Below are 16,810 nucleotides of genomic sequence, written 5' to 3'. Positions count from 1 at the left end.
ATGAGGCTAGCGGCGCAAACGCCGCCACCCCATCACCACACCACTTACGCTCAGCACCAGCCCACCCAGGCTGAGCACGATCATCCACCCATCCCACAACGGCCGCCGCGTCAGCAGCGGTAGCCAGTCCCAGCTGTGCAGCAACGCGAACAGCCAGCGTGACGCGCGCCGTGGCTGGTCCAGTTGCCCCAGTACTTCACCGGTGTACAGGTCCAGATGCAGCCAGGTCTGCGCCGGGTCGTCGAAGCGCACCCGCAGCACCGGCAGACGCTTTTCAAGATGCCCGAGCATGCTCTGCTCGGCCCGCGCGTAGTAGTAGAAGTCGTAGGCCTCCAACTGCTGCACCTGCATCGCCGGCCCGATCGCCCGCGCCGCCTGCTCCAGCACCGCCCGTGGCAGACGCTGCAGCACCTGGCCGTCGTGCATCGACAGTACCCGCGTGCGTCCCGCGCCGTCCTGGCCCACCACATACCCCGCGCCCCCGATCAGCCGCCACTCCAGCTCGCGGGCGGTGAAGCCCTGGTCGGCAAAGCGCGCCAGTGCCTGGGGCACCGACAGCGGGAACGCCGCCGCATTCAGCGGCCCGCCCTGATACGCCGAGGTATCCAGCGGCTGGGCACTGCTGAACAGCCGCCACGGGTTCATCGACATCAGCCCACTGAAAATCCAGGTGATGGCCAGGGCACCGAACAGCAACCCGCCCACATGGTGCCAGCGTGCCCAGCCCTTGTACGGCGAACGCGAACCGCTGCGGTAGGGCCGGCTGAAACGCCAGCGCATCACCCCCACCACCGCGCCCAGCAGCGCCATCACGCTGGCCGCCAGCGACAGGTAGATCACCAGGTTGCTCCACAGCCCGTCCACGCCGATGCCGCGCAACGGATACAGCCAGTGCAGCCAGGCGCCGATCAGGTTCCAGCCGCGCTCGCTGGCGCTGGCATCGCGCACCACTTCGCCGGTCTGGCCGCTGATGTACAGCAAGGTGCCGTCCGTATCGCTCAACTGCACGCGATGCAGCGGCCGGTGCGCATCCAGTGCGCGCGAATGGCTCCACAGGTCTTCCTGCACCGCGTCGCGATAGGTCAGCGGCGCATGCGGGTCGTATTGCCCGGCACTGGCCAGCGCCCGTTCGCGGGTGGTGGGTGCGATGCGCTGGCCGCTAGTTGCGTCCACCGCCACGGCCTTGCCGCTGGCATAGTCGAACAGGTAAAGCGCCTGCCCGGCCACGCTGCTCAGGCGTATGCGTGCAGGTTGCGGATCGGCCACCGCCAGCGCCTCGCCCAGCGAGACGCAACAGCCCTGCGCCGACAGCGCCGGCAGGTGCGCCAGGTGCTCGCGCGGGGTCAGCTTGGGGTAGCCCACGTACAGCATCACCATGCCCGAGACGAACCACAGCGCCATGAACACGCAGGTCACGATCCCCAGCCAGCGATGCCACAGATACAGATAACGCTTCATTGCAACGCTCCATCAGGGACGGGGCGCGAACGCCCCGGCCCGGCCCAGTCAGAAGCGGGTCTGCACCGCCAGTTCGAAGGTGCGCGGTGCACCCAGGTAGAGCATGCTCGACGAGGTCCAGCGTGCGTACACCTCGTCGGTCAGGTTGCGCACCCGCGCGGTGATGCGCGTGTCGGCATCCACCTTGTAGCCGACGAAGGCCCCGAACAGGGTGTACGACGGCGCGTAGCGGGTGTTGGCCGCATCGGCATACACCGACGACACATAGCGGCTGTCGCCGCCCACCTGCCACTGCGGGTCCAGGTCGTAGGTCAGCCACAGGTTGGCCACCCGGTCCGGGGTATTGGTGGGGGTGTTGCCCTTGCGCGAGAACGACTGGCCGCCGACGTTTTCGTTGAACGCGTCGTACTGCGCATCGACATAGGCGAAGTTGCCTTCGGCCAGCAGTTGCGGGGTGACACGCAGCGCCGCCGCCACCTCGATACCGCGTGACGACTGCTTGCCCACCGGCTGGGTGAAGCCGGGGTTGGCCGGGTCGGCGGTGGCCAGGTTGTCGCGCTCGATGCGGTAGGCGGCCACGGTGGCCGAACCGCGTCCGTCCAGAAAGTCGAACTTGCTGCCCACCTCCAGCTGCTTGCCGGTGCTCAGGTCGAAGTCGCGCACCTGGCCGAAGCTGGCGGTGGTGAGCATGCCGGCGGGCGGGTCGGCGGCGGTGCTGTACTGCACATACACGTTGGCCGACGGGGTCAGCTCGAACACCAGGCCCACACGCCCGGTGGTGGGCTGGTAGCGGCGTTTGAACTGCGCCGGGTTGGCCTCGTTGACGGCGCGGTAGTTGCGTACCTGCAGGTCGATGCTGTCGTGGCGCAGGCCCGTCAGCAGGGTCAGGCGATCGGTCAGGGTCAGGCGGTTCTCCAAAAAGCCGGCCCAGGTGTCGACCGTGTTCTGACGGTTCTTCTCGTAGCCGGGGAACATGCCCGGCAGGTCGTAGAAGTGTCCCGGGTCGAAGTGGTCGGGGTCGACGCTGCCGGCAGCGGTGCCCGAGCGCGGGTAGGTCATCTGCACGTTGTGGCTGTAGTCCAGGCCCGTCGACCACTGGCTGCGCAGGCCGAACAGCTGGCCGTCATGCAGCAGTTCCACGCGGTTGCCGTTGAGCTCCTGGTCGTGCCGTTGCAGCAGGCTGCCGGCGCGTTGCACGCGGCTGTTGTCGGCGTTGTAGGTGTAGGTCTCGAGATTGCGGAAGTTGCGCTCGGCGTTGTAGTGGTAAAGCGTATTGCGCAGCGAGGTGGCGTCGTCGAAACGATACTCGGTGATCGAGCGCAGCCAGCGCACGCGCTGCTCGTAGCGCCCGTCCTCGACGTTGTAGTTCTCGAAGCGCCGGCTCTTGTCCACCTTCATCTGGCCGCCCAGCGGGTTGAGCACCGGGCTGCCCCAGTAGGGGCTGTCGACGCTCTCGTTCTGGTATTCGAGTGCCAGGGTGTGGGACAGCTGGTCGTTGATGTCGGTCAGCAGCGAGAACGCCACGCTCCAGGCATCGCGCTCCTCGCGGTCGACGTAGCCATTGCTGCGGGTATGGCTGAAATCCAGGCGCGCATGGTTGGTGTCGTTGAGTGCGTGGTTGAAGCCGAACGAGGTCTCGCTGCTGTCGTAGCTGCCATAGCTGACGCGGCCTTCATTGAAGTCTTCGTCGCGGTTGGCCAGCTTGGTGATGTAGTTGATCGAGCCGCCTACGGCGCCGGCGCCGAACAGGAAGCTGGACGGGCCGCCGACCGCTTCGACGCGGTCATAGATCCAGCTGTCGACCGGGCGTGCGGCGATCGAGTCGTACTGCACGCTGATGCCATTGAACAGCTGGGTGATCTGCGCCCCGGAAAAGCCCCGGTACGACACCGAGCCGGCCGAGCCAGGCGGGGAGGCGGCGTTCAGGCCGGGTACGCCGGCGAGCATGTCCTGGGTGGTCCTGGCGCCGCGCTGTTCGATCTGCTGGCGGTTGACGATGCTGATCGAGGCCGGGGTTTCGCGGGGCGTGAGGCCCAGGCGCGAACCGGTTTGCGAGGGGGTGTCGAGCAACACGCCGTCCACCGGGATCGGCCGGTCGCTGACCAGTACATCGGGCAGCACGAGTGCCTCGTCGGCAACGGCGTTGAGCGACAGGGCGCAGAGCAGGGCAGTGCAGCCCTGCAAACGTGGGAAAGGGGTCATTGAGCGAACTCTGCAGGTGAGCCAACGGCACCCCCGCGCAGTGGCGCAGGCGTGTGCCGGTACGGGCAGCGGCAAGGCTGCCGGGTTGGATCAGGCCAGCAGGGGGGAGGCGCGCGGGTTGGCCGAGGGCCAGCAGTAGCGAGGTGGCGCCTTGCTGCGCAGTTCGCGGTGGTAGCGGCGCGTGCGGGTGAACGCCAGCAGCCAGCCGATCACCAGGCTCAGGGCCAGGCACACCACGGCCGCGGCACACACCGGGCAGGTTTGCAGGCTGTCCCAGCCGGCGATGGAGGCATCGCTGTAATCGGTCTTGAGGGTCGGGCCCGGGGTGCCCATGGCCGAGCAGAAGGCTCCGCCGATGCCGTTGAGCTGCAGGCCCATCATCTGGCCGTGGCCGATACCGCAGGCGAACAGATTGAACAGGACGCTGAAGTACAGCGTCCAGGCAATCAGCGAGCGGTCGGCACGGGTAAATTTCATGGCGGCGACTTTAGCACCACCTTCCCATGCCGGGAAGGTTGAACGCCGCAGTGTCTACACCGTTTCGTCGCGTACGTGGGCCGGTTGCGGGTAATACTGCGCGAAGCTCACGTCGTCGGTCTGGTCCACGCGCTTTTTCAGGCGTTCGTTGAACGCCCGGTTCACTGCGTACTGCCCGCCCGAGGTGGTGCGGAACTGGGCGGTGAGGGTGATGCCGTTGAGGTTCATGGCGTCCACCCCGAACACCTGCAGCGGCCCTTGCAGGCTGTGGCGCAGCACCGGGTCCTCGCTGATCGACTGGCCCACCTCGCGGATCAGGTGCAGGGCGCTGTCGACATCGGTCTGGTAGCTGAACTGCACCGAGAAGAACGCATAGGCGAACTGGCGCGACTGGTTGGTGACGGCCTTGATCTGGCCGAACGGTACCGAGTGCACGAAGCCCTTGCCGTCACGCAGGCGCAGGGTGCGGATGGTCAGGCTCTCGACGGTGCCGGCGTGGCCGGAGTCGAGCACCACCCAGTCGCCGATGGCGATGGTGTCCTCGATCAGGATGAACAGGCCGGTGATCACGTCCTGTACCAGCTGCTGCGAACCGAAACCGATGGCCAGGCCGACCACCCCGGCACCGGCCAGCAGCGGCGCCACGTTGATGCCCAGGTTGGCCATGGTGGTGATGGTGCAGATCACCACCAGCACGATCTTCACCGCGTTGCGCAGCATCGGCAGGATAGTGCGCACCCGTGTGCTGGGCTGGCGCGAAGCGCGCCGGCCGGCGCTGGGCTTGAGGGCTTCCTGGATGGCGGTGTCGATCACCACCCACAGCAGCCAGGTGACCAGCAAGATCAACCCGATGCTGCTCAGCGAATCGCTGATTGCCCGACCCAGGCTGTTGCGCACGGCGAATTCGAGCACCGAAAAACCCCAGATGCGCCCCAGCAGCTCGATGAAGGCGATGGCCATGCCGATGCGCAGCAGCGCGTGGGCGAGGTTGCGCACCAGTTCCTTGTAGGGGCGAAGGCGCTGGCCGGGGTCGACCTCGCGGGACTTGAACAGGTGCTGCAGCACCGTGCTCAGGAACACCGTGCCCACCAGCAGCACCGTGGTCAGCAGGGCCTTTTGCAGGGCCTTCTGGCTTTCTTCGCCGGCGCCGATCAGGTTGATCGCCGATACCAGGATCATCATCAGGATCGGCAGGTACCACAGCCACGAGAAGATCCGCAGGGTTTCCTGCAGGGCGCGGTGCTGCAGGCGGTCGTGCAGGTCGCGGTTGCGGATCAGGTGGGCCACCGGGCGGCGCAGGCGGATTACCAGCGCGGCGAAGGCGAAGGTGGCCAGCAGGCCGGTGATCACCGCGATGCTGCTGGTGAGGTTGCCACCGATCTGGCGGGTGATCTGCGGGCTGGTCAGGGCGTCGGCCCAGGCGGCGAGAAAGCCGATCATGAACAACGGGTGTGGCGCGATCTTGCGGATGATGCGCACGGCGGTGCGCTTGTGGCCGGTGTCGAACACGGTGATCAGGCACAGGATGATCGACGTCGAGAACAGGCCGCTGCTGGTGGCGTAGGCCAGGCTCAGGCCCAGCGCGCGGCCGATCGAGGGGTCGAGCAGGCGCGTGCTGGCGTAGAGGGTGGCGGGCAGGCTGGCCAGGGCCGGCAGGGTGTAGGGCAGCAGGTAGCCGAGCAGTTTCTGCAACCGCGGACGTTCGCGCAGCGGGCGCCTGCGATTGATGTGGTGGGACAGCACGCGGCCCAAGCTGGTGAGCACGCCGAACACCACCAGCCAGGTGAGGCTGAGCAGGGCAAAGTCCACCAGCAGGTCGAAGGAGTCTTCGGCGTGGCGGTCGACCAGCTGGTTGGCCTCCTTGCTGGCGCGATTGGCGCGCAGGCGCCAGGCGTCGACCAGGTGACCGTCGACGTCGATTTCCTGGGTGACGCTGTCGAGGCTGTTGGCCAGGGCGCCGAGCAGGCCGCCCTGAACCACGGGTTCCGGGGCTTTTTCGGCGGTTTCGGCGCTGTCGGTGCCGGGGATGAGGCTGGCGGCGAGCAGTTGCGTGCTGAGCAGGCAACCGAGCAGCAGGGTGAGCAATCGGGTCACTGGGCACTCCTTGAGCCGTGAATGACGGAAAGGGTAGTCCAAGGAACTGATCGGTATTTGCCGGGCAAGTTCGAAACCGAGGTGAATTCATCGCGGGTCAAGCCCGCTCCCACAGGTGCGACATCGCCCTTGAAATCGGCACATCACCTTGTGGCAGCGGGCTTGACCCGCGACAGGCCCGAACGCCGGCCACAAAAAATCCGGGGCCCGTCACTGGCCCCGGATTCGTCACCCGGCCTTACTGCCCGGTGTAGATCTGGTCGAAGATCCCGCCGTCGTTGAAGTGGGTCTTCTGCACGGTGCGCCAGTCACCGAAGGTCTTCTCCACCGACAGGAAGTCGACTTTGGGGAAGCGGTCGGTGTACTTGGCCAGCACGGTCGCGTCGCGTGGGCGCAGGTAGTTGTTGGCGGCAATTTCCTGGGCTTCAGGCGACCACAGGTACTTGAGGTACTCCTCGGCGGTGGCACGGCTTTTCTTCTTGTCCACCACCTTGTCGACCACGCTCACCGGCGGCTCGGCTTCGGCCGACACGCTCGGGTAGATCACCTCGAACTGGTCGCGACCGAATTCGCGCGCGATCATCTCGGCTTCGTTCTCGAAGGTCACCAGCACGTCGCCGATCTGGTTGGTCATGAAGGTGGTGGTCGCGGCACGGCCACCGGTATCGAGCACCGGCGCCTGCTTGAACAGCTTGCCGACGAAGTCCTTGGCCTTGTTCTCGTCACCGCCGTTCTTGAGCACATAGCCCCATGCCGACAGGTAGGTGTAGCGGCCGTTGCCCGAGGTCTTGGGGTTGGGCACGATCACCTGTACGCCGTCCTTGAGCAGGTCGGGCCAGTCCTTCAGGGCCTTGGGGTTGCCCTTGCGCACGATGAACACGGTGGCGGAGGTGAAGGGCGCGCTGTTGTTGGGCAGGCGGGTGACCCAGTTGTCCGGCACCAGCTTGCCGTTGTCGGCCAGGGCATTGATGTCGGTGGCCATGTTCATGGTGATGACGTCGGCCGGCAGGCCGTCGATCACCGAGCGCGCCTGCTTGCTCGAACCGCCGAAGGACATCTGCACGTTGATTTTCTCTTTGTGCTCGGCTTCCCAGTGCTTCTGGAACGCGGCGTTGTAGTCCTTGTAGAAGTCGCGCATCACGTCGTAGGAGACGTTGAGCAGGGTGGTCGGGGCGGCCTGGGCGAGGTTGCCCAGGGCCAGGCCTGCGGCCAGAAGCGAGGCACCAAAGAGTTTTTTCACTGCGCATTCCTTGTTCGAGTTGGGAGAAAGGCATTATGCCAGCGACTATAGCGGCTCGGCCTTAGTCGCTTAAAGATTAAAAAGTGCTGTGGTTATTCCATTTTCTTGAACAGCGCATTGCCGCAGCGTGAACAGAACGCGGCGCTCTGCTCGTGGCTGCCCTTGTGGCAGGTGGGGCAGGCGTGCTGCAGCTGCTCGCCGCGCATGGCGTTGGCCAGCTCGGCAGTGAAGATGCCGGTGGGCACGGCGATGATCGAATAGCCGGTGATCATCACCAGCGAGGAAATCACCTGGCCCAGCGGGGTCTTGGGCACGATGTCGCCAAAGCCCACGGTGGTCAGGGTCACGATGGCCCAGTAGATGCCCTTGGGGATGCTGGTGAAGCCGTGCTCCGGGCCTTCGACCACGTACATCAGGGTGCCGAACACCGTGACCAGGGTCGACACGCTGACCAGGAACACGATGATCTTCTGCTTGCTGCCGCGCAGCGCCGACATCAGGTAGTTGGCCTGCTTGAGGTACGGGCCGAGCTTGAGCACGCGGAAGATGCGCAGCATGCGGATCACGCGGATGATCAGCAGGTACTGCGCGTCACTGTAGTAGATGGCGATGATGCCCGGCACGATTGCCAGCAGGTCCACCAGCCCGTAGAAGCTGAAGGCATAGCGCAGCGGCTTGGGCGAGCAGTACAGGCGGGTGAGGTATTCGGCCAGGAAGATGGCGGTAAAGCCCCACTCGATCCAGGCCAGCAGCCCGGCGTAGCCCTGGTGGACCTCGTCGATGCTGTCGAGGATGACGGTGATCAGGCTGGCCAGGATGATCAGCAGCAGAATGCTGTCGAAGCGCCGGCCGGCCACGGTGTCGGCTTGAAAGACGATGACGTAGAGCCGCTCGCGCCAGCTCGAAGGGGTGCTCATGGGCGCTTTCCATTACAAGATGGAGCAGAGCCTAGGGGCTGGCCCGCAGCTGTGCAAGCGGGCGACGTCGGGCAGCGGTACCCAGTTGCAGCAGCCAGCAGGCGAGGATGAACGGCGCGGTCAGGCCCGGCACCGGCAACAGGCCCAGCAGCGGTTGCAGCACGATGGCCAGAACGATGGCCAGCAACGGCCGCCAGGGTTGTGCGCGGGTCTGGCTGAAGGCCAGCGCGGCCAGCGCCGCATTGAAGCCGTACAGGCCGTAGTAGCCGGCACCGGCCTCGCCACCGAGCAGCGCCACGCTGCCGCCCAGGGCGGCGCCCAGTAGCGCCCAGGCGGCGGCGTAGCGGTTGGCGATCAGCAGGCCCAGGGCAATCAGCAGGCCAGCCAGCGGCTGGTCGAGCAGGAAGATCTGGCCCAGGCCGCGGCCCAGGGCGAACAGCGGGTTGGCCGCGACCGGGCCGTAGCCGGCGCTGGAAGGCTCGGCCAGCGCCAGTACCGCCCAGCCGATCAGCACGAAGGGCGCGGTGTAGGCGGGCAGCAGGCGAGGGCTTTTGCGCTTGAGCCACTGGTGCACCAGCATGCTGCTCAGGCCCGCGGCGGCGATGATCAGCGGGGGCAGCAGGGCCGACCAGGGCAGTGCGTGGCTGAGCAGCAGGCCCAGCAGCACGCCGTTGTAGCTGTACAAGCCGGCCTGGCGGTCGGCGCGGTTGTAGCCGCGGCGCTGCGCGGTGAGCAGCCCGGCAAGGGCGCCCAGCAGCGCACCGCCGATGAGTTCGGGGGCGGTAATCAGAATGGCCAGCAGGCACAGCAGGCCGCACAGCGGGTTGCGCTGCAGCAGCACCTGACTGAAACCGTTGAGCAAGGCGGTGGCCCAGTCGGGGCACGGGTTGACGAAGTTCTTGGTGTACATGGCAGTGGGTCAGGGTGGGTGGAGTGGGGCGCCTCTTCGGGCTTTGTTGTCCCACGGTGTGGTGTGTGTCAGTGCGGGCCTCTTCGCCGGCAAGGCCGGCTCCTACAGGGTCTGTGCCGTGTGTAGGAGCCGGCGTTGCCGGCGAAGCGGTCAGAGCAGGGTTTCGATCCGCAGCGTATTGGTCGACCCCGGCTTGCCAAAAGGCACACCGGCAGTGATCAACAGGATGTCGCCACGGCTGGCCATGCCCTGGGCCTGGGCAATCTCCAGTGCCGTGGACACCACTTCGTCCACCTGGCGCAACCGATCGTTGACCACCGAATGCACGCCCCAGGCCACACTCAGGCGCCGTGCGGTGTTGAGGTTGGGGGTCAGGTTGAGGATCGGTGCACGCGGCCGTTCACGCGCTGCGCGCAGGGTCGAGTTGCCCGACTCGCTGTAGTTCACCAGCACCGCCACCGGCAGGATGCCGCTGATGCGACGGATCGCGCAGCTGATCGCATCCGACACGGTGGCCTCGGCCTGTGGCCGGCCCACGTCCAGCTGGGCCTGGTAGTCCGGGCCGCTTTCGACCTGGCGGATGATCTTGCTCATCATCTGCACCGCTTCGAGCGGGTAGTCGCCCGAGGCGGTCTCGGCCGACAGCATCACCGCATCGGCGCCCTCGGCCACGGCGTTGGCCACGTCGGTGACCTCGGCGCGGGTCGGGGCCGGGCTGAAGCGCATCGACTCGAGCATCTGCGTGGCCACCACCACCGGGCGGCCCAGCTGGCGGCAGGTGGTGATGATGCGCTGCTGGATCTGCGGCACGCTTTCGGCCGGCACTTCCACGCCCAGGTCGCCACGGGCGACCATGATCGCGTCGCTCAACTGGGCAATCTCGCGCAGTTGCGTGACCGCCGAGGGCTTCTCGATCTTGGCCATCAGGTAGGCCCGGTCGCCGATCAGCTGGCGCGCCTCGATGATGTCTTCAGGGCGCTGCACGAACGACAGGGCCACCCAGTCCACGCCCAGCTCCAGGCCGAAGGTCAGGTCGCGACGGTCCTTTTCGGTCAGCGGGCTGAGCTCGAGCAGCGCCTGGGGCACGTTCACGCCCTTGCGGTCGGACAGTTCGCCGCCGTTGAGCACCTCGGTGTCGATGGCGTCGGCGTGCTTGGCGGTCACGCGCAGGCGCAGTTTGCCGTCATCGAGCAGCAGGTCCATGCCCGGCTCCAGCGCGGCGATGATCTCCGGGTGGGGCAGGTTGACCCGCTGTGCATCGCCCGGTGTGGCATCCAGGTCCAGGCGCAGGGCCTGGCCGCGTTGCAGCTGCACCTTGCCTTCGGCAAAACGCCCGACGCGCAGCTTGGGGCCCTGCAGGTCCATGAGGATGCCCAGCGGGTAGTTGAGCTGGCGCTCCACTTCGCGGATCCATTCGAAACGCATGGCGTGGTCGGCGTGCTCGCCGTGGCTGAAGTTCAGGCGAAAGATGTTCACCCCGGCTTCGACCAGCTGACGGATGTCGTCGATGCCTTTGGTCGCGGGGCCGAGGGTGGCGAGGATTTTGACTTTCTTGTCAGGCGTCATGTTGTGCGGTCTCGAGGATCAGGATGGCGCGAAAATCGTTGACGTTGGTGCGCGTGGGCTCGGTAACGATCAAGGCGTCGAGCGCGGCGAAATAACCGTAGCCATTGTTGTTGTCCAGCTCGTCTGCCGCCGACAGGCCCAGGGCCTGGGCACGTGCATAGCTGTCGGGGGTCATGAAGGCCCCGGCGTTGTCTTCGGAGCCGTCGATGCCGTCGGTGTCACCGGCCAGTGCGTACACGCCGGGCAACCCCTTCAGGCTTTCGGTGAGGCTGAGCAGGAACTCGGCGTTGCGCCCGCCGCGGCCATTGCCGCGCACGGTGACGGTGGTTTCGCCGCCCGACAGGATCACGCAGGGCGCCGCCAGTGGCTGGCCGTGCTGCACGATCTGGCGTGCGATGCCGGCATGCACCTTGGCCACTTCACGCGACTCACCTTCCAGGTCACCCAGGATCAGCGGGCTGAAGCCGGCCTGGCGCGCCTTTACCGCAGCGGCCTCCAGCGACTGCTGGGGGCGGGCGATCAGCTGGAAGTGACTGCGGGCCAGGGCCGGGTCATCGGCCTTGACGGTTTCGGAGGCCGGGTTGTTCAGCCACGCGGTGACGGCGGCCGGGGCCTGGATGTTGTAGCGCTTGAGGATCGCCAGCGCTTCGGCCGAGGTGCTCGGGTCGGCCACGGTGGGGCCGGAGGCGATCACGGTGGCGAGGTCGCCGGGTACGTCGGAAATCGCGTAGGTGTACACCGTGGCCGGCCAGCAGGCCTTGGCCAGGCGGCCGCCCTTGATCGCCGAGAGGTGCTTGCGCACGCAGTTCATCTCGGCGATGGTGGCGCCGGATTTGAGCAGGGCCTTGTTGACCTGCTGCTTGTCGGCCAGGGTCAGGCCTTCGGCGGGCAGGGCCAGCAGGGCGGAACCTCCGCCGGAGAGCAGGAAGATCACCCTGTCGTCGGCGCTGAGGTCGCTGACCATCGCCAGCACACGCTTGGCCACGGCCAGGCCGGCGGCGTCCGGTACCGGGTGAGCGGCTTCGACCACTTCGATCTTGCTGCAGCTGGCGCCGTGACCGTAGCGGGTCACGACCAGGCCCGAGACCTCGCCCTGCCAGCTGCGCTCGACCACTTCGGCCATGGCGGCGGCGGCCTTGCCGGCGCCGATGACGATGACGCGGCCGCTGCGGTCGCTGGGCAGGTGGGCTTCGAGCACCTGGCGTGGATGCGCGGCATCGATGGCCGTGGCGAACAGCTCGCGCAGAAAGTGTTGCGGATCGACCGACATGGCAGGCTCCCAAATCTTATTGTTTTGCAGAATCGAAAACGCCCCTGGGCCTGCCTCCGTGCAGACGGGCCCAAGGGCGGGTGGTGCTCTTTAGCGCGGCAAGCTTCAGGCTACAAGCTGCAAGAGACAGCGGACCGATGCGCGGTCTGCCGGTCTTGCCGCGTGAAACCTGCCGCTTGACGCTTACTTGTCGCCGCGGATCGAGAAGTTGGCCATGTGCTCAAGGCCCTTGACCAGCGCCGAGTGGTCCCAGTTGGCGCCACCGATGGCCGCGCAGGTGCTGAACACCTGTTGGGCATTGGCGGTGTTGGGCAGGTTGATGTTCAGCTCCTTGGCACCCTGCAGGGCCAGGTTCAGGTCCTTCTGGTGCAGGCTGATGCGAAAGCCCGGGTCGAAGGTGCCCTTGATCATGCGCTCGCCGTGCACTTCGAGGATTTTCGAGGAGGCAAAGCCGCCCATCAGTGCTTCGCGCACCTTGGCCGGGTCGGCGCCGTTCTTGGCGGCGAACAGCAGGGCTTCGGCAACGGCCTGGATGTTCAGGGCCACGATGATCTGGTTGGCGACCTTGGCGGTCTGGCCGTCACCACTGCCACCCACGTGGGTGATGTTCTTGCCCATGGCCTGGAACAGCGGCTGGGCACGTTCGAAGGCTTTGGGACAACCGCCGACCATGATGCTCAGGGTCGCGGCCTTGGCGCCGACTTCACCACCGGACACCGGGGCGTCGAGGTAGGTGGCGCCGGTGGCCTTGATCTTCTCGGCGAAGGCTTTGGTGGCGGTAGGGGAGATCGAGCTCATGTCGATCACCACCTTGTTCGGGCCAACGCCCTGGGCCACGCCGTTTTCACCGAACAGCACGGCTTCGACCTGCGGGGTGTCCGGCACCATGACGATGATGAATTCGGCTTCCTGGGCCACTTCCTTGGGGTTGGCCAGGGCCACGCCGCCGGCGGCGATCAGGTCGCTCGGCGCGGCGCCGTGGTGCGAGGAAAGGAACAGGCTGTGACCTGCCTTCTGCAGGTTCTGAGCCATTGGAAGGCCCATGATGCCGGTGCCGATGAATCCGATTTTAGCCATTACAATTACCTCTTGTTTTTGTACATGTAGGAGCCGGCCTTGCCGGCGAATGGGGCCATGAGGTGTTCGGTCAGGCCCCTTCGCCAGCAAGGCTGGCTCCTACAGGGGTTATGTGGGGTTCAGATCGCGTTGTGGGTCTTGAGCCAGCCAAGGCCCGCTTCGGTGGTGGTCAGCGGCTTGTATTCGCAGCCTACCCAGCCCTGGTAGCCGATACGGTCCAAGTGCTCGAACAGGAAGCGGTAGTTGATCTCGCCGGTGCCCGGCTCGTTGCGGCCCGGGTTGTCGGCCAGCTGGATGTGGTTGATCTTGGCCAGGTTGCCTTCCATCGTGCGGGCCAGGTCACCTTCCATGATCTGCATGTGGTAGATGTCGTACTGCAGGAACAGGTTGGTGCTGCCCACTTCGGCCTGGATCTCCAGCGCCTGCTTGGTGGTGTTCAGGTAGAAGCCCGGGATGTCGCGGGTGTTGATCATCTCCATCACCAGCTTGATGCCTGCTGCCTGCAGCTTGTCGGCGGCGAACTTCAGGTTGTCGACGAAGGTCTTGCGCACCGTGGCGCAGTCCGGGCCTTGTGGGCGAATACCGGCCAGGCAGTTGACCTGGGTGTTGCCCAGTACCTGGGCGTAGGCAATGGCCAGGTCCACGCCGGCACGGAATTCCTCGACACGGGACGGGTCGCAGGCGATGCCGCGATCACCCTTGGCCCAGTCGCCGGCCGGCAGGTTGAACAGCACCTGGGTCAGGCCGTTGCTGTCCAGGTGCTGCTTGATTTCAGCCGAGCTGAAATCGTACGGGAAGAGGTACTCGACCCCGCTGAAGCCAGCGTCGGCAGCAGCCTTGAAACGGGCGAGAAAGTCCTGCTCGGTGAACAGCATGGACAGGTTGGCGGCGAAACGAGGCATGGTTGTCTCCTTGCAAAAGTGGGCCCTGTGCGCGGGGCAGCAGGGCCGCTACAACAGTCAGTCGAGCAGCGAGATCGCGGTTGGCGCGTCGTTGCCGACCAGCGCCAGGTCTTCGAATTCGTTGACCGCGTTGATTTCGGTACCCATGGAAATATTGGTCACGCGCTCGAGGATCACCTCGACCACGACCGGCACCTTGAACTCTTCGGCCATCTGCTGGGCCTTGCGCAGGGCCGGCTGGATTTCTTCCGGCTTGAACACGCGCAGTGCCTTGCAACCCAGACCTTCTACAACCGCGACGTGGTCCACGCCGTAGCCGTTCAGTTCCGGGGCGTTGAGGTTCTCGAACGCCAGCTGTACACAGTAATCCATCTCGAAGCCGCGTTGGGCCTGGCGGATCAGCCCCAGGTAGGAGTTGTTCACCACTACATGGATGTACGGCAGGTTGAACTGCGCGCCCACCGCCAGCTCTTCGATCATGAACTGGAAGTCATAGTCGCCCGACAGTGCCACGACCTTGCGCGACGGGTCGGCCTTGACCACGCCCAGTGCCGCAGGAATGGTCCAGCCCAGCGGGCCGGCCTGGCCGCAGTTGATCCAGTGACGCGGCTTGTACACGTGCAGGAACTGCGCACCGGCGATCTGCGACAGGCCGATGGTGCTGACGTAGCAGGTGTCCTTGCCGAACACCTGGTTCATTTCCTGGTACACGCGCTGCGGCTTGACCGGCACGTTGTCGAAGTGGGTCTTGCGGTGCAGGCTGGCCTTGCGCTGCTGGCAGTCCTTGAGCCACTCGCCACGGTCCTTGAGCTTGCCGGCGACTTTCCACTCGTGGGCCACTTCCAGGAACACGTCCAGTGCCGCGCCGGCGTCGGACACGATACCCAGGTCCGGGGTGAACACGCGGCCAATCTGGGTCGGTTCGATGTCGACGTGAATGAAGCGACGGCCTTCGGTGTACACATCCACCGAGCCGGTATGGCGGTTGGCCCAGCGGTTGCCGATGCCCAGCACCACGTCCGACTTGAGCATGGTCGCGTTGCCGTAGCGGTGCGAGGTCTGCAGGCCGACCATGCCCACCATCAGCGGGTGGTCGTCAGGGATGGTGCCCCAGCCCATCAGGGTCGGGATGACCGGGATACCGGTGAGTTCGGCGAATTCCACCAGCTTGTCGCTGGCATCGGCGTTGATGATGCCGCCACCGGCCACCAGCAGCGGACGCTCGGCGGAGTCGAGCATGGCCAAGGCCTTCTCGACCTGCACGCGGTTGGCCGACGGCTTGCTCACCGGCAGCGGCTGGTAGGCGTCGATGTCGAATTCGATCTCGGCCATCTGCACGTCGAACGGCAGGTCGATCAGTACCGGGCCAGGACGGCCGGTGCGCATTTCATAGAAGGCTTTCTGGAACGCATACGGCACCTGGCCAGGTTCGAGCACGGTGGTGGCCCACTTGGTGACCGGCTTGACGATGCTGGTGATGTCGACGGCCTGGAAGTCTTCCTTGTGCAGGCGCGAGCGGGGCGCCTGGCCGGTGATGCACAGGATCGGGATGGAGTCGGCCGAGGCGCTGTACAGGCCGGTGACCATGTCGGTGCCGGCAGGGCCGGAGGTGCCGATGCACACGCCGATGTTGCCGGCCTTGGTACGGGTGTAGCCCTCGGCCATGTGCGAGGCACCTTCCACGTGACGAGCAAGGACGTGATCGATGCCGCCGACTTTCTTCAGGGCCGAATACAGCGGGTTGATCGCGGCGCCCGGGATGCCGAATGCGGTGTCGACGCCTTCACGGCGCATGACCAGCACGGCTGCATCGATTGCTCTCATTTTGCTCATGGTTTTGTGCCTCTTAGATTTTGTAATTGTATACAAATTGCTTTTCGACAGAGTGTATTCACGGCAGGCGACTCTGGTCAATCCATTTTCATCCGCCACCGGGTGCTTTCGTCGTTACCCCGTAAAAAAGGGGTTGTGACGGGTTTTGGTCGGATGGAGTGAATTATTGTATACAAAAATATTCTTCATTGTGTTCTATTTGTTGTATTGGTTTTTCACTTGCCCACGTGGGCTTCTAACAACAAGAGGACCTTTGGATGAACGTTCTGAGCTTGAAAGTAGCGGTGAGCCTGGTGAATGGCGCGCTGGCGGCCGGCCGCAGGATTTCGGCAGCGCCGCTGACCGTGGTGGTGCTCGATGCCGGTGGGCACCTGCTGACCCTGCAGCGCGAGGACGGCGCCAGCCTGCTGCGTCCGCAGGTGGCGATGGGCAAGGCATGGGGCGCGATTGCGCTGGGCAAGGGCTCGCGCCTGCTGGCGCTGGACGCGCAGCAGCGTCCGGCGTTCTTCGCCGCGCTCAACGGGTTGGGCCAGAGCCCGGTGGTGCCGGCGCCGGGTGGGGTGCTGATTCGGGATCAGAGCGGGGCAGTGCTGGGCGCGATCGGTATCAGCGGTGATACGTCGGATATCGACGAGCAGTGCGCGATCAGTGCGATCGAAGAGGCGGGGTTGACGGCGGATGCGGGGGTAGCGGCTTAAGGCCCTTTCGCCGGCAAGGCCGGCTCCTACATGTCTGCGCGAGCCTTGTAGGAGCCGGCCTTGCCGGCGAAGCAGTCAACGCGATCAGGCGTCCGGCGCACAGCCCTTGAGCACCAGCCGGATGATGGTCTGCGCCGCCGCCTCGTAGTCGCTGTCCTCGAGCTTG

Annotated in this window: 13 protein-coding genes and 1 pseudogene; 1 reads left to right on the top strand and 13 read right to left on the bottom strand. The window is 65.6% G+C overall.

Translation table 11 applies throughout. The features are described from left to right. Nucleotides 1-6 precede the first annotated feature (6 nt). The 12 genes from JZZ72_RS08935 to gcl form a co-directional block, all read right to left on the bottom strand. Nucleotides 7-1,458 carry a PepSY domain-containing protein gene (locus JZZ72_RS08935; protein ID WP_210014303.1) on the bottom strand — a complete coding sequence of 484 codons (1,452 nt, stop codon included), beginning with the start codon at nt 1,456-1,458 and terminating at the stop codon, nt 7-9. A 48-nt stretch (nt 1,459-1,506) separates the two neighbouring features. Beyond that, a complete protein-coding gene (locus tag JZZ72_RS08930; protein WP_043859886.1) occupies nt 1,507-3,660 on the bottom strand; it encodes a TonB-dependent receptor in 2,154 nt (717 codons plus the stop codon). A 90-nt stretch (nt 3,661-3,750) separates the two neighbouring features. Continuing rightward, the gene (locus JZZ72_RS08925) at nt 3,751-4,137 is read right to left on the bottom strand and encodes a DUF2946 domain-containing protein (RefSeq protein WP_043859887.1); all 387 of its coding nucleotides are present in this window, start codon (nt 4,135-4,137) and stop codon (nt 3,751-3,753) included. Between the two features lie 54 nt (nt 4,138-4,191). After that, nucleotides 4,192-6,231 (bottom strand): mechanosensitive ion channel family protein, encoded by a 2,040-nt coding sequence (locus tag JZZ72_RS08920; RefSeq protein WP_210014302.1) that lies wholly within the window; start codon nt 6,229-6,231, stop codon nt 4,192-4,194. A gap of 238 nt (nt 6,232-6,469) precedes the next feature. Beyond that, entirely contained in the window at nt 6,470-7,471 is a 1,002-nt protein-coding gene (locus JZZ72_RS08915) for a sulfate ABC transporter substrate-binding protein (RefSeq protein ID WP_043859889.1), read from the bottom strand. A gap of 92 nt (nt 7,472-7,563) precedes the next feature. Continuing rightward, the gene (locus JZZ72_RS08910; RefSeq protein WP_043859890.1) at nt 7,564-8,388 is read right to left on the bottom strand and encodes an ion transporter; all 825 of its coding nucleotides are present in this window, start codon (nt 8,386-8,388) and stop codon (nt 7,564-7,566) included. Between the two features lie 31 nt (nt 8,389-8,419). Then, nucleotides 8,420-9,298 carry an urea transporter gene (locus tag JZZ72_RS08905; RefSeq protein ID WP_210014301.1) on the bottom strand — a complete coding sequence of 293 codons (879 nt, stop codon included), beginning with the start codon at nt 9,296-9,298 and terminating at the stop codon, nt 8,420-8,422. Between the two features lie 150 nt (nt 9,299-9,448). Next, a complete protein-coding gene (gene pyk / locus JZZ72_RS08900) occupies nt 9,449-10,864 on the bottom strand; it encodes a pyruvate kinase (protein ID WP_043859892.1) in 1,416 nt (471 codons plus the stop codon). Beyond that, nucleotides 10,854-12,134 (bottom strand): glycerate kinase type-2 family protein, encoded by a 1,281-nt coding sequence (locus tag JZZ72_RS08895; protein ID WP_210014300.1) that lies wholly within the window; start codon nt 12,132-12,134, stop codon nt 10,854-10,856. The genes pyk and JZZ72_RS08895 overlap by 11 nt, the downstream gene beginning before the upstream one ends. Before the next feature lie 183 nt (nt 12,135-12,317). Continuing rightward, the gene (locus JZZ72_RS08890; protein WP_043859894.1) at nt 12,318-13,211 is read right to left on the bottom strand and encodes a 2-hydroxy-3-oxopropionate reductase; all 894 of its coding nucleotides are present in this window, start codon (nt 13,209-13,211) and stop codon (nt 12,318-12,320) included. A gap of 119 nt (nt 13,212-13,330) precedes the next feature. After that, nucleotides 13,331-14,113, bottom strand: a complete 783-nt coding sequence (gene hyi / locus JZZ72_RS08885; protein WP_054915603.1) for a hydroxypyruvate isomerase — start codon at nt 14,111-14,113, stop codon at nt 13,331-13,333. Nucleotides 14,114-14,170: 57 nt separating this feature from the next. Beyond that, the gene (gene gcl, locus JZZ72_RS08880; RefSeq protein WP_210014299.1) at nt 14,171-15,946 is read right to left on the bottom strand and encodes a glyoxylate carboligase; all 1,776 of its coding nucleotides are present in this window, start codon (nt 15,944-15,946) and stop codon (nt 14,171-14,173) included. A gap of 257 nt (nt 15,947-16,203) precedes the next feature. On the opposite strand from gcl, the gene JZZ72_RS08875 reads away from it, so the two are divergent. Next, the gene (locus JZZ72_RS08875) at nt 16,204-16,644 is read left to right on the top strand and encodes a GlcG/HbpS family heme-binding protein (RefSeq protein ID WP_054915601.1); all 441 of its coding nucleotides are present in this window, start codon (nt 16,204-16,206) and stop codon (nt 16,642-16,644) included. An 84-nt stretch (nt 16,645-16,728) separates the two neighbouring features. Here the strand turns inward: JZZ72_RS08875 and JZZ72_RS08870 are convergent. Further along, nucleotides 16,729-16,810, bottom strand: a pseudogene (locus JZZ72_RS08870) (TetR/AcrR family transcriptional regulator); the annotation flags it as partial.

This window comes from Pseudomonas palmensis (assembly GCF_017848315.1).
Taxonomy (GTDB): Bacteria; Pseudomonadota; Gammaproteobacteria; order Pseudomonadales; family Pseudomonadaceae; genus Aquipseudomonas; species Aquipseudomonas palmensis.
This window is presented reverse-complemented; position numbering and strand designations above follow the sequence as displayed.

Excerpts from the sequence above, each read along its gene's own strand:
- JZZ72_RS08935 (WP_210014303.1), bottom strand. The coding sequence starts at position 1,458 with ATGAAGCGTTATCTGTATCTGTGGCATCGCTGGCTGGGGATCGTGACC.
- JZZ72_RS08930 (WP_043859886.1), bottom strand. The coding sequence starts at position 3,660 with ATGACCCCTTTCCCACGTTTGCAGGGCTGCACTGCCCTGCTCTGCGCC.
- JZZ72_RS08925 (WP_043859887.1), bottom strand. The coding sequence starts at position 4,137 with ATGAAATTTACCCGTGCCGACCGCTCGCTGATTGCCTGGACGCTGTAC.
- JZZ72_RS08910 (WP_043859890.1), bottom strand. The coding sequence starts at position 8,388 with ATGAGCACCCCTTCGAGCTGGCGCGAGCGGCTCTACGTCATCGTCTTT.
- JZZ72_RS08905 (WP_210014301.1), bottom strand. The coding sequence starts at position 9,298 with ATGTACACCAAGAACTTCGTCAACCCGTGCCCCGACTGGGCCACCGCC.
- pyk (WP_043859892.1), bottom strand. The coding sequence starts at position 10,864 with ATGACGCCTGACAAGAAAGTCAAAATCCTCGCCACCCTCGGCCCCGCG.
- JZZ72_RS08895 (WP_210014300.1), bottom strand. The coding sequence starts at position 12,134 with ATGTCGGTCGATCCGCAACACTTTCTGCGCGAGCTGTTCGCCACGGCC.
- JZZ72_RS08890 (WP_043859894.1), bottom strand. The coding sequence starts at position 13,211 with ATGGCTAAAATCGGATTCATCGGCACCGGCATCATGGGCCTTCCAATG.
- hyi (WP_054915603.1), bottom strand. The coding sequence starts at position 14,113 with ATGCCTCGTTTCGCCGCCAACCTGTCCATGCTGTTCACCGAGCAGGAC.
- gcl (WP_210014299.1), bottom strand. The coding sequence starts at position 15,946 with ATGAGCAAAATGAGAGCAATCGATGCAGCCGTGCTGGTCATGCGCCGT.
- JZZ72_RS08875 (WP_054915601.1), top strand. The coding sequence starts at position 16,204 with ATGAACGTTCTGAGCTTGAAAGTAGCGGTGAGCCTGGTGAATGGCGCG.